Genomic DNA, 12,408 nt, shown 5'->3' on the forward strand with positions numbered 1-12,408 from the left:
CTCGGTCGATGCGTTCGGGGCCGCCCTGCCGAGGAGGACCTCCGGGACGGCGTGCCCGCTCGTGCTCGTCCGTGGCCTCACGTGACCACGGCAACGCGACGATTGTGCCAGACGGCAGGTCAGGCGAACGGCGCCAGGGTGACGCCCGCGGCGCGCAGGGCCTCGGCCACGCGGCGCGCCGAGGCCACCGCGCCGGGGCTGTCGCCGTGCAGGCACAGCGAGGCCGCCCGGGTGGGGATCTCGGTGCCGTCGACCGCCACGACGACGCCGTCGGTGGCGAGGCGGCGGGCGCGCTCGACGACGGCGTCGGCGTCCGGGAGCAGCGCCCCGGGCTCGCGGCGCGGCACGAGGGTCCCCTCGGGGGTGTAGCCGCGGTCGCCGAACGCCTCGGCGTGGGTGGTGAGCCCGGCCTCCAGCGCCCGGGCGAGGAACCGCGAGCCCGGAAGCCCGAGCACCGGCAGCCCCGCGCGATCCGCCGCCTCGACGACGGCGCCTGCCTGGGCGTCGTGGTGCACGACGGCGTTGTAGAGGGCGCCGTGGGGCTTGAGGTACGCGACCTCTCCCCCGGCCGCGCGGGCGAACTCGCGCAGCGCGCCGACCTGGTAGAGCAGGTCCGCGGCGAGCTCGGCCGGGTCGACATCGACGAAGCGGCGACCGAACCCGGCGAGGTCGCGGTAGGACACCTGGGCGCCGATCGTCACCCCGCGCTCCACCGCGCGCTCGCAGACCCGGCGCATGGTCGCGGGGTCTCCGGCGTGGAAGCCGCACGCCACGTTCGCCGAGGTCACGACGTCGAGCAGGGCGTCGTCGTCGGTGAGCGCCCAGATGCCGAAGCCCTCGGCGAGGTCGGCGTTGAGGTCGAGGGTCGGCACGGCGCCCCAGCCTAGGACCGGCCGCTCCTTGACCTCGAGCGCACTCGAGGGCGCAGTCTGTCCCCCGTGACCGATCTCCGGCCGTCCGCGCCGTCCGCGCCGTCCGGGACCGAGGCACCGCCCGTCCGCGTCGGCCTGCTGCTCGGCGTGCTGCTGGTCGCCGTCGCGGTCGCGGTGCTGGCCAACAGCATGGTGCTCGTCCTCGTGCCCGAGATCGGCCGGGACTTCGCCGCCTCGCCGGGCGGGCTGGCCTGGGTGGTGACGGCGTTCTCGCTGAGCTTCGCGGTCGCCACACCCCTCTACGGGCGGATTGCCGACGTGTTCGGCGTGCGACGGGTGTTCGCCGCCGGGATCGCGATCTTCCTCGTCGGCTCGGTCCTCGCGGGCCTGGCACCGGGCATCGGCCTGCACCTCGCCGGGCGGGTCCTGCAGGGCCTCGGGAGCGCCGCGGTGCCCGCGCTCGGGTCGGTCGCGGTGGCACGCTCGCTGCCGCCGGGCCGCCGCGGGTTCGGCTTCGGGATCGTCGGCACCGGCGTCGGGGCGGGCCAGGCGCTGGGGCCGCCGTTGGCGGGGTTCGTCGCGGAGGTCGCCGGGTGGCGCTGGCCCTTCCTGGGCGCGGCCCTGCTCGTCGCCCCGCTGCTGGTGATCGCGCCGCGGGTCCTCCCCGACGGCCGGCAGAGCGCCGACCCGTCGTGGCGGCAGATCGACCTCATCGGCGGCGTCCTGCTCGGCGGCGCCGTGGGCCTCGGGCTCTTCGGGCTCACCCGCGCCCAGCAGGTCGGCGTGGCGCCGTCGTCGTGGGGCGCGGTCCTCGGCGCGCTCGTGCTCGCGGGCGCCTTCGCGCTGCGCATCCGCCGGGCGCCGCGGCCGTTCGTGCCGCCGGCGCTGCTCACGCACGGCCCGTTCGTCACCGCCGTCGGCGTCGGGTTCCTGGCGATGTTCTGCTACCTCGCCACGATCCTGCTGGTGCCGCTGCTCGTCGCGACGGTGAACGGGCTCGGGGTCGGCCAGGTCGGCCTCGTGCTGCTGCCCGGCGCGGTCGCGGTCGCCGCGCTCTCGTCCCCCGCGGGCCGGCTCTCCGACCGCCTCGGACCGCGCCGCCTCGTCGGGATCGGGCTGGGCCTGCTGGCCGTCGCCGTGGTGACGCTCTCGACGGCGGCGGGCGGGTCGGCGGTCCTGCTCAGCGCGGTGACGTTCGTGGTCGGCGTGGCCCTCGCGTCGATCACCTCACCACTGATCAACGCGGTCGCCGCCGCGGTGCCCGCCGAGCACGCCGGCGTCGGCCTCGGGCTCTACCAGGGCGCGTTCTTCCTCGGCGGCGGCACCGGGGCGGCCGTGCTCGGGACCGTGCTCGCCGCCCGGACCGCGGCCGGTGCCGGCTCGTGGAACCCGCTGCACGACGGCGCCGGGGCCGCGTTCTCCGATGCCCTGCTGGTGGTCGCCGGGGTGCTCGTCGTCGCCGTCCTGCTCTCGCGCCGCCTGCCCGCGCGGACCTGAGCTACGACAGCGCGGTGCCCGCCCGCAGGACCAGCAGCGGGCGCCGCAGCAGGTCGACGTCGGTCCGCGGGTCGCCGTCGGTCACGATCAGGTCGGCGGGCGCTCCGTCGGTGAGTCCCGGCCGGCGCAGCCAGTCCCGGGCCGCACCGCAGGCCGCGGCCAGGGCGCGCGCGGGCCCGAGCCCCACCGCCGCCAGGGCCGCGATCTCGTCGACGATGAGCCCGTGCTCGATGCCCCCGCCGGCGTCGGTGCCCGCGAAGACCGGGACGCCGGCCTCGATCGCCGCGGCGATCCTCCGCGGCGCCCGCGCGTAGAGCTCGCGCATGTGCGTGCCGTAGCGCGGGAACTTGTCGCCGGCCGCCTCGGCGAACAGCGGGAAGTTCTCGACGTTGATCAGTGTCGGGACGAGAACCGTGCCGCGCTCGACCATCATCGCGATCGTGTCGTCGGTCAGGCCGGTGCCGTGCTCGATCCCGTCGATCCCGGCGCCGATGAGCCCGGGCAGGGCGTCCTCGCCGAAGACGTGGGCGGTGACCCGCGCCCCCTCCGCGTGCGCCGCGTCGATCGCGGCGCGCAGCACGTCGTCGGGCCAGAGCGGGGCGAGGTCGCCGGCCTCGCGCTCGATCCAGTCGCCGACGAGCTTCACCCACGGGTTCGCCCGCGCCTGCTCGGCGACCGCGGCCGGCAGCTCGTCGGGCTCGACGTCGACCGGCAGGCCGCGGATGTAGCGCTTCGGGCGCGCGAGGTGGCGCCCGGCGCGGACGATCTCGGGCATCCGCGGGTCGTCGTCGAGCGGGCGCGTGTCGATCGGGCTGCCGCAGTCGCGCAGCAACAGCGCGCCGGCCGCGGCGTCGACGTGCCCCTGCTCGCGGGCGGTCTCGAGATCCACCGGCCCGTCCGCCCCGATGCCGACGTGGCAGTGCGCGTCGACGAGCCCGGGGAGGATCCAGGCGCCGTCGGCGACGGTCTGCGCGTCGGGCACCGGGTCGAGGCTGATCCGCCCGTCCGCGGTGACCCACAGCTCGCCGGCGTGCTCGCCCTCGGCGGTGCCGTCGAGCAGCACGCCGCGCAGGTGCAGCGGGGGTTGCGACATGCTGCGGAGGGTAGCGACGACCCGCCCGCGTCGCCGCTGGCCTCAGGCCGCGCCGTCGACGGCTCCGGGGTACACCGGCAGCTCGAGAGCGGTCGCGGCCCGGTCGACCGCGTCGCCGGTGGGGATCCGGGTCCGGTCGGGCTCCCGCAGCGCCGCGTCGCGACGGGCGACGTCGGACTCCGTGCGCGGGACGATCACGCTGCGCCCGCCGTCGGCCAGCGCCTGGTTCTGCGCCACGAAGTCGCGCAGGCGGTGCTCGTAGCGCGCGAAGCCCTCGCGGTACGTCGGCGCCGTGGCCAGCTCGCCCGCGAGCATGTACCCGCCCACCAGCGCCAGGCTCGAGCCCTGGCCGGACAGGAACGACGGCGCGTGCGCCGCGTCGCCGACCAGCCCGACCCGGCCGGTCGACCACCGCGGCATGCGGATCTGGCTGACGACGTCGAAGAACACGTCGTCGGCCTCCTGCATCGCGGCGACGAGACGCGGCACCTCCCACACGTCGTCGCCGGCGAACCGCGCGGCCACCAGCTCGCGCTGCGCGCGGGGGTCGCGGAACGCGTCGAACGGCGGGTCGTCGCGGGTGAAGCTGAGGAACCCGTGCACCTGGTCGGCGCCGCCCACCGCGTAGATCACCGCCGCCCGCCCGGGCACGCTCCAGATCACGCCCTCGTGGTCGAGCCCGAACTCGTTCGGCATGGTCCACCCGGCGAAGCAGTAGCCGAGGTAGCGGTGGAACTGCTCCTCCGGACCGAAGGCGAGCGCGCGGGTGTGCGAGTGCAGCCCGTCGGCCCCGACGACGAGGTCGAAGCGGCGTCGCTCCCCGCTCGCGAACGCCACGTCGACCCCGTCGCCGTCGTCGTGGAGCGTCGCGATCGTGTCGCCGAAGCGGAACTCGACGTCGTCGCGCACGGCGGCGTGGAGCACCTCGGTGAGGGCGCCCCGGGGCAGCTCGACGTTCCCGCCGGTGCCGCCCGACACCGACTCGGGCGACACGGCGCCCACGGCCGATCCGTCGGCGTCGAGGAACGTGATCCGCTGCGAGTCGACGTGGGCGGCGCGGACCGCCGGCAGCACCCCCATCTGCTCGACGACCCCGAGCGCGGTCCCGCGGACGTCGATCGGGTAGCCGCCGCCCCGGACGGCGTCGGCCCGCTCGACGACGGTGACGGCGAAGCCCCGGCGGGCGAGCCAGAAGGCGAGCGTCGGCCCGGCGATGCTCGCGCCCGAGATGAGCACGGTTCCCGGCATGGCGACCTCCTCGTTTACCTACCTTTGGTATCTTTTCCGCGACCGACGACCCCGGTATTGGTTGCGCGATCGCACGGGACAACCATATACCTAACTTAGGTATCTGACCAGGAGGTGGCGGTGACCGCCGAGTCCGACCTGGTCGGCCAGGTCCTCCCGCGGCTGACGCAGCTCGGCGCCATGCTCAACCGCAGCCGGGTGGTCGAGGAGGCCCAGCGCGCGGCGGGGGCCGACCTCGAACGCCCGGCGATCGGCGTCCTGTCCGCGCTGCGGATGGCCGGCGCCCCCCTGCGGATCGGGGAGATCGCCGAGCGCCAGCAGGTGGCCGGTCCCCACGTCACCCGCACCGTCACCGGGCTCGAGCAGCGCGGACTGGTCCGGCGGGCCGCCGACCCCGGCGATCACCGCGCCCGCCTCGTCGAGCTGACCGACGAGGGCGCGGCCGCCGCGGACCGCTACGTCCAGACGGTCCTGCGGTGGTTCACCGAGGTGCTCGCGGACTGGCCCGACGACGACCGCCGGGAGCTGGGCCGCCTGCTGGGCCGCCTCGTCGACGAGCTCACCGCGCGCCTGGCCGCCCGGGAGGGCGAGCCGTGACGGGCCGGCCCGCGACCGTCGAGGACGTCCACGCGCTCGCCGCGGCGATGCCGCACGTGACGAGCCTCGAGGGCCCGAAGGGCAACACCGTCTACCAGGTCGGTGGCAAGTCGTTCGTGTTCTTCCGGACGCCACGGCCCGACGCGCGCGACCCCGACACCGGCGAGAAGTACTCCGACGTGATCATGTTCTGGGTCGAGTCGGAGGAGGACAAGGACGCGCTGGTGCGCGACACGTCCACGCCGTTCTTCACGACGTCGCACTTCGACGGACACCTCTCGGTGCTGCTCCGGGCCGCGCACCTCGACCGGATCAGCCACGAGGAACTGACCGAGATCGTGCAGGACGCCTGGCTGGCGCGGGCGTCGCACCGCCGCCGGGCGAAGTGGCTGGACCGCTAGCTACTTGCGCTTCTTCTTGTTGCCCTTCTTGCCGCCGCCGTTGCCGCGGGAGCCACCGCCGCCGCTGTTGCCCGGGAAGGTCAGCGCGCCCGCGTCGAAGCCCGCCGGGAGCTCGTTCATGCCCGCGAGCGCCGGCGGGAGCTGGTTGAGCCCCGGGGTCTGGTAGCTGCCGACGGACCGCTCGCCGCGGTCGGCGCCGGTGCTCTCCTGGGCGATGCCCGCGATCGCCGGCATCTGCTTGGGCCCCTTGCGCCCCTTGGTGGCGGCCTTCGCGGCCTGGCGCTTGCCCTTGCGGCCCCCGCCCATGCCCGGCAGCCCGAACTGGCCGGCCATCGACTTCATCATCTTGCGGGCCTCGAAGAACCGCTCGACCAGCTGGTTGACGTCGGAGACGCCGACGCCGGACCCGTTCGCGATCCGCAGCCTGCGGGACCCGTTGATGATCTTCGGGTCGTCGCGCTCGGCGGGGGTCATGCCGCGGATGATCGCCTGGACGCGGTCGAGGTGCTTCTCGTCGAGGCCCGCGAGCTGGTCCTTCATCTGCGCGGCGCCCGGCAGCATGCCGAGCACGTTGGCGATCGGGCCCATCTTGCGGACGGCCATCATCTGCTCGAGGAAGTCCTCGAGGGTCAGCTCGCCCTCGGACATCTTCTGGGCGGCCTTCTCGGCCTGCCCCTCCTCGAAGGCCTGCTCGGCCTGCTCGATGAGGGTGAGCACGTCGCCCATGCCGAGGATGCGCGAGGCCATCCGGTCGGGGTGGAAGACGTCGAACTCGTCGAGCTTCTCGCCGTTGGAGGCGAAGAGGATCGGCTCGCCGGTGACCTCGCGGACCGAGAGCGCCGCGCCGCCGCGCGCGTCGCCGTCGAGCTTGGTGAGCACCACGCCGGAGAAGCCGACGCCGTCGCGGAACGCCTCGGCCGTGGTGACGGCGTCCTGGCCGACCATGGCGTCGAGGACGAACAGCGTCTCGTCCGGCGTGACCGCGTCGCGGATGTCCGCGGCCTGGCGCATCAGCTCCTCGTCCACGCCGAGACGGCCGGCGGTGTCGACGACGAGCACGTCGTACTGGCGGGACTTCGCGTCGGCGACCGCACGGCGGGCGACGTCGACCGGGTCGCCGACACCGTTGCCGGGCTCGGGGGCGAAGACCTCGACACCGGCGCGCTCGCCGACGATCTGGAGCTGGTTGACGGCGTTCGGACGCTGGAGGTCGCAGGCCGCGAGCATGGGCGTGTGCCCCTGGCCCTTGAGCCAGTGCGCGAGCTTGCCGGCCAGCGTCGTCTTCCCGGAGCCCTGCAGGCCCGCGAGCATGATCACCGTCGGCGGGTTCTTGGCGAAGCGCAGCCGGCGGGTCTCGCCGCCGAGGATGCCGACGAGCTCCTCGTTGACGATCTTGACGACCTGCTGCGCCGGGTTCAGCGCCTCGGAGACCTCGGCGCCGCGGGCGCGCTCCTTGACCTGCCTGACGAACCCCCGCACCACGGGCAGCGCGACGTCGGCCTCGAGCAGCGCGATCCGGATCTCGCGACACGTCGTGTCGATGTCGGTCTCGGAGAGTCGCCCCTTGCCGCGCAGGTCGGAGAGGACCGACGTGAGGCGGTCGGACAGGGTGTCGAACACGGCGCTCGCACTCCTCGGGTCTCGCTGGCGGCGCTGGGAAGCCTCGACGCTGCGGGTCGGCACCGTCGGGGACGAACCCCCAGCCTAACGGGCGCGTCCGGGCGGCCCCGGCGTCAGCCCGTGTCGGCCCGGTGTCAGCTCGGCGCGGTGGGCTCCGGCGCGGCGTAGCCGCCCGCGGCCGCGGCCAGCACGACCTCCTCGACCTCCCGGCGGCGCTCCGGGTCGGGCCCGGAGTGCTCGGCGGTCTCCAGGCAGAAGGCGTCGAGCACCGAGCTGCCCAGGGTCGACACCCGCGCCCAGCGGACGTCCAGCCCCTCGCCCTCGAGCGCAGCGGCCACGCGGTGCAGGAGGCCGATCCGGTCGGTGGTGCGCAGCTCGAGGACGACGGCCCCGGTGGCCTCGTCGTCGAACCACACCACGCGGCTGGGCGCGGGCGGCGGGCCCGGCCGGTCGTAGTCGCGCTCCTTCGCCTCCAGGCGTGCGGGCAGGTCGAGCGACCCGCGCAGCACCCGGACGAGATCCTCGCGCAGCAGGGACGCCTCGGGCAGGCGCCCGAAGCGCGGGGACACCGTGAACGCGTCGACGGCGACGCCGTCGTGCTCGCCGAGGTCGGCGGTGTGGACCTGCAGCGAGTGCAGCGCCAGCACCCCGGCCGCGCGGGAGAGCAGTCCGGGCCGGTCGGGGGCCGCGACCGTCATGGTGATCGTCGTCAGCTCGCCCTCGCCGTGGATCGACACCTCGGGCCGCCCGCTCTCGGCGACGGCCTTCGCGAGCGCGAGCGCGTCCTCGGACAGGGGCGACGGTCCCGGGACCGGGCCGCCGGACATGACGACGCGGCAGCGGCGCACCAGGTCGCCCATGAGCGTCGCCCGCCACGGCGTCCAGACACCCGGCCCGGTGCCCAGGGAGTCGGCCTCGGCGAGCGCAGCCAGCAGCTCGAGCAGCACCGGGTCGGCGTCGAGCGTGTCGACGACGCGCTCCACGGTCGCGGGGTCCTCCGGGTCGCGGCGGGACGCGGTGTGGGGCAGCAGCAGGTGGTGACGCACCATCGCGGCGAGGAGGTCGACGTCCGCGGGCCAGAGCCCGAGGCGCCGGCCGATGTTGCCGGCGAGGCGCTCGCCCACCACGGAGTGGTCCTCCTCGCGCCCCTTGCCGATGTCGTGCACCAGTGCGCCGAGCAGCAGGAGGTCGGGCCGGGCGACGCGGGTGGTCAGCTCGGCGGCGCGGCGGGTGACCTCGATGAGGTGGCGGTCGACGGTCCAGACGTGCTGGCGGTCGCGGGGCGGCAGGTCGCGGACCGCGCCCCACTCGGGGAAGAGCCGCCCCCACAGGCCGGTGCGGTCGAGGGACTCGACCACGTCGACCATGCCCTCCCCGGCGCCCAGGAGGGCGAGCAGCTCGGACAGCGCCGCCCGCGGCCACGGCTCGCGCAGCTCGGGCGCCGCCTCGGCCAGCCGGTGCAGGGTGCTGGCGGAGATCGGCAGCCGGGTGCGCGCCGCCGCGGCGGCGAGGCGCAGCACCAGCGCCGGGTCCCGCGAGACCTGCGCCTCGCGGGCGAGCACGACCTCGCCGGCGTGCTCGACGACGCCGTCGTCGAGGGGCCGGCGCGCCGGGGTGCGGCGCAGCGCGGCCAGGCCCCGGCGGGGCAGCGCGGCCCGCGCCGAGCGCAGGGCGGTGTCGGTGGCGAAGACGACGGTGCGCGCGGCGCCGGAGAGGGCGCGCGCGAGGTCGAAACGGTCGGTGACACCGAGCTCGCCCGCGGCCGCGGCGACCACCTCGTGCGCGTCCTCGGCCTGCAGCACGTCGCGGGCGCGGCCGGCGCGGCGGTGCAGCTCGACGCGCAGGTCGAGCATGAGGCGGCGGGCGTCCTGGACGTCGACGGTCGGGCGGTCGACCAGCTGCGCCGCGGACAGCGCGTCGAGCAGCTGGATGTCGCGCAGGCCCCCGTGGCCGTTCTTGAGGTCCGGTTCGATGCGGTGGGCGACCTCGCCGGACCGCTCCCACCGGGCCTCGGTGGCGGCGACGAGATCGTCGAAGCGGTTGCGGATGCCGGCGCGCCACGCCTGGCGGGCGGTCGCGGCCAGGCGTTCGGCCAGCTCGGGGTCGCCGGCCAGGAACCGGACCTCGAGCAGGCCCAGGGCCACGCGGAGGTCGGTGGTGGCCACCTCGATCGCCTCGCCGACCGTCCGGACCGAGTGGTCGAGCCCGACCCCGGCGTCCCACAGCGGGTACCAGAGCGCGTCGGCCATGCGGGAGATCTGCTCGCGTCCGCCCCGGCGGCTGCGCCCGTCGTGGATCAGGACCAGGTCCAGGTCGGAGTGCGGGGCCAGCTCGCGACGGCCCAGCGCGCCGACGGCGACCAGGGCCGAGCCCTCGCCGACGCCGACCGCGGCGGCGCGCGACGACAACCAGAAGTCGTGCAGCTCGACCAGCGCCTCACGCAGCGCGGCCGGCCCGAGCCGGCGCGCCCCCGCCGGCGGGTCGAGCAGCGCACCCCGCGCGCGGACGAGGTCGGCCGCGTCGCCGTGGGCGCCGCCCCGCTCGTCGCCCGGGCCCACCGGCCCCTCCCCCGGCGCCGCGCTCGCCTCCGTGGCCATCCGTCCCCCACGTCCTCTCCGGCACGTCACGACGACGGCCTGCTCCCGGCCCGGTGTGACGACGGCGCCGGGCTCCCGAGGGAACCCGGCGCCGTCGTCGTCGCGGTGACTACAGGGCGTCGGCCCCGCGCTCACCGGTGCGCACGCGCACCACGGTCTCGACGGGCGTCACCCAGACCTTGCCGTCACCGATCTTGCCGGTGCGGGCGGTCTCGGCGATCGCGTCGACGACCTTCTCCGCCGCGGTGTCGTCGGTGACGACCTCGATGCGGACCTTCGGCACGAAGTCCACGGAGTACTCCGCACCCCGGTAGACCTCGGTGTGGCCCTTCTGGCGGCCGTAGCCCTGGACCTCGCTCACGGTCATGCCCAGGACCCCGAGCTGCTCGAGGGCGCCCTTGACGTCCTCCAGCACGAACGGCTTGATGATCGCGGTCACCATCTTCACGGCGTCGAGCCCTCCCTCGGGGTAGCGGGGACGCGGTCACTGGCGGTCGTGTGCTCGAAGAGCGAGCCGGAGCCGCCGCCGATGCGCAGACCGGAGTAGTCGTACCCGGACTCCGCGTGCTGGGACTCGTCGATGCCGGTGCTCTCGTCCTCGTCAGAGACTCGCAGACCGACCGTGGCCTTGACGATCGTGGCAAGGATCAGCGTGACCACGAACGAGTAGACCAGCACCGCGAGGGCGGCGATGAGCTGGATGATCAGCTGGCTGAAGCCGCCGCCGTAGAACAGGCCGTCGGCGCTGCTGGAGTTCAGCGACGTCGTGGCGAAGAAGCCCAGCGACAGCGTGCCCCAGAGGCCGCCGACGAGGTGGACGGCGACCACGTCGAGGGAGTCGTCGAAGCCGAGCTTGAACTTCAGCGACACCGCGAGGGCGCAGAGGATGCCGGCGATGATGCCGACCGCCAGCGCGCCGATCGGGTTGACGAACGCACAGGCCGGGGTGATCGCGACGAGGCCGGCGACCGCACCGGACGCGGCACCCAGCGTGGTGGGCTTGCCGTCGCGGATCTGCTCGACGATCAGCCAGCCGATGAGGGCCGCGCAGGTGGCGAGCATCGTGTTGGTGAACGCGATGCCGGCGTTGACGTTGGCGCCCAGGGCCGAACCGGCGTTGAAGCCGAACCAGCCGAACCACAGCAGAGCAGCACCGAGGAGCACGAACGGCAGGCTGTGTGGACGGCCCGGGTCACGCGGCCAGCCGCGGCGCTTGCCGACCACCAGGGCGATCGCGAGGCCCGCGGCACCGGCGTTGATGTGGACCGCGGTACCACCGGCGAAGTCGAGCGTCGCGCCGTCGGTGGTGATCCAGCCACCGAGCTGGTTGGCGATCCATCCGCCGGTCTCGGCGGTGCTGCCGTCGAAGGCGAACACCCAGTGCGCGACCGGGAAGTAGACGATCGTGACCCAGAGGGCGACGAACAGCGTCCAGCCCCAGAACTTCACGCGGTCGGGCAGCGCGCCCGAGATGAGCGCCGGCGTGATGACGGCGAACATCAGCTGGAACATCGCGAACGCCCAGATCGGGATCGTGTCCGGGGCGGTCCCGATGAGGGTCGGCGCGTCGGCGCTGCCCATGCCGCCCAGCCCGATGAACTGGAGGTTGCCGACGAGGCCCCCGAAGGCGTCGTTACCGAACGCCAGGGAGAAGCCGTAGAGGCACCAGAGCACCCCCACGATCGCCAGGCACATGAAGTTCATCATGAGCATGTTGAGAACGCTGCGAGAGCGGACCATGCCGCCGTAGAAGAAGGCCAGCCCGGGGGTCATCAGCATCACCAGCGCAGCGCTGGTGAGGACCCACGCGGTGCTACCTGCGTTGAGTTCGGGCACGTTCGCTCGTCCCTCCTGCTCCTGTCGTGCTCACTGCGAGGAGAGAATGAAGACGTCGTGTTTCGCGCAGCCGCGCTGACCGTTTCACGGCAGTTAACAGCCTGCCGATCCATGTGACGGTTGTGTTTCCCAGGCGGACATTCAGGAGCGTTACCGGTCCGCGAGAGACGTGCGTCATGACTCTGCGCGATCAGAGGCGTCCCGAACGAGCTCGCCAGGCCACGTTCGGAGCACACCCTCTCACGCGGAACCCACACCGGGACCCGTGGCCCGCACGAGGCAGAAGGGGTTGCCGTCGGGGTCGAGGAAGACCCGGAACGTCTCCCCCGGCTGGTGCTCGGTCTTCCGCGCGCCGGCGGCGAGGACGGCCGCCTCGCCGGCGTCGAGATCGTCGACCTCGAGGTCCAGGTGCATCTGGAGCGCGCCCTCGTCCGGCCACGCCGGCGCACGGCGGGCCCGCGCGAGCTGGAACGCCAGCGTCGGGCCGCCGTCCCCCTCGAGCTCGACCCAGTCGGGCTCCGTCGACCCCACCGCCACGCCGAGGATCTCGGCGTAGAAGCGCGCCAGCGCAAGCGGGTCGGGGGTGTCGATGGCGGTCAGCTGCAGGCGGGCGATGCCGGTCATGGGCGCAGGCTAGGGCCGCTCCC

At 74.5% G+C, this 12,408-nt stretch carries 11 protein-coding genes; 3 read left to right on the forward strand and 8 right to left on the reverse strand.

Translation table 11 applies throughout. The features are described 5' to 3' along the window. Positions 1 to 119 precede the first annotated feature (119 nt). Positions 120 to 872 carry a LamB/YcsF family protein gene (locus ACR9E3_RS15745; protein ID WP_460381223.1) on the reverse strand — a complete coding sequence of 251 codons (753 nt, stop codon included), beginning with the start codon at positions 870 to 872 and terminating at the stop codon, positions 120 to 122. Positions 873 to 938: 66 nt separating this feature from the next. Between ACR9E3_RS15745 and ACR9E3_RS15750 the strand changes: the two genes are divergently transcribed. After that, on the forward strand, positions 939 to 2,369 hold the full coding sequence (locus ACR9E3_RS15750) for an MFS transporter (RefSeq protein ID WP_460381224.1): 1,431 nt from the start codon (positions 939 to 941) through the stop codon (positions 2,367 to 2,369). A 1-nt stretch (position 2,370) separates the two neighbouring features. Here the strand turns inward: ACR9E3_RS15750 and ACR9E3_RS15755 are convergent, their stop codons facing one another. Next, entirely contained in the window at positions 2,371 to 3,462 is a 1,092-nt protein-coding gene (locus tag ACR9E3_RS15755; RefSeq protein ID WP_460381225.1) for an amidohydrolase family protein, read from the reverse strand. Positions 3,463 to 3,504: 42 nt separating this feature from the next. Beyond that, a complete protein-coding gene (locus ACR9E3_RS15760; RefSeq protein ID WP_460381226.1) occupies positions 3,505 to 4,710 on the reverse strand; it encodes an FAD-dependent monooxygenase in 1,206 nt (401 codons plus the stop codon). Between the two features lie 120 nt (positions 4,711 to 4,830). On the opposite strand from ACR9E3_RS15760, the gene ACR9E3_RS15765 reads away from it, so the two are divergent. Together ACR9E3_RS15765 and ACR9E3_RS15770 are read left to right on the forward strand one after the other, a co-directional pair. Further along, on the forward strand, positions 4,831 to 5,307 hold the full coding sequence (locus ACR9E3_RS15765) for a MarR family winged helix-turn-helix transcriptional regulator (protein WP_460381227.1): 477 nt from the start codon (positions 4,831 to 4,833) through the stop codon (positions 5,305 to 5,307). After that, entirely contained in the window at positions 5,304 to 5,708 is a 405-nt protein-coding gene (locus tag ACR9E3_RS15770) for an MmcQ/YjbR family DNA-binding protein (protein WP_460381228.1), read from the forward strand. Before ACR9E3_RS15765 ends, ACR9E3_RS15770 begins: the two co-directional genes overlap by 4 nt. On the opposite strand, the gene ffh is transcribed toward ACR9E3_RS15770, so the two are convergent. The 5 genes from ffh to ACR9E3_RS15795 form a co-directional block, all read right to left on the reverse strand. After that, on the reverse strand, positions 5,709 to 7,328 hold the full coding sequence (gene ffh / locus ACR9E3_RS15775) for a signal recognition particle protein (RefSeq protein ID WP_460381229.1): 1,620 nt from the start codon (positions 7,326 to 7,328) through the stop codon (positions 5,709 to 5,711). A gap of 134 nt (positions 7,329 to 7,462) precedes the next feature. Next, complete coding sequence (locus ACR9E3_RS15780) at positions 7,463 to 9,925, reverse strand: [protein-PII] uridylyltransferase (protein ID WP_460381230.1); 2,463 nt, start codon at positions 9,923 to 9,925, stop codon at positions 7,463 to 7,465. A gap of 109 nt (positions 9,926 to 10,034) precedes the next feature. Further along, positions 10,035 to 10,373 (reverse strand): P-II family nitrogen regulator, encoded by a 339-nt coding sequence (locus tag ACR9E3_RS15785; protein ID WP_133824904.1) that lies wholly within the window; start codon positions 10,371 to 10,373, stop codon positions 10,035 to 10,037. Then, the gene (locus ACR9E3_RS15790; protein WP_460381294.1) at positions 10,370 to 11,704 is read right to left on the reverse strand and encodes an ammonium transporter; all 1,335 of its coding nucleotides are present in this window, start codon (positions 11,702 to 11,704) and stop codon (positions 10,370 to 10,372) included. The genes ACR9E3_RS15785 and ACR9E3_RS15790 overlap by 4 nt, the downstream gene beginning before the upstream one ends. Before the next feature lie 297 nt (positions 11,705 to 12,001). Continuing rightward, positions 12,002 to 12,385: a VOC family protein gene (locus ACR9E3_RS15795; protein WP_460381231.1), complete on the reverse strand. Its 384-nt coding sequence runs from the start codon at positions 12,383 to 12,385 to the stop codon at positions 12,002 to 12,004. Between the last annotated feature and the right edge of the window lie 23 nt (positions 12,386 to 12,408).

It is taken from the genome of Actinomycetospora sp. C-140 (assembly GCF_054796175.1).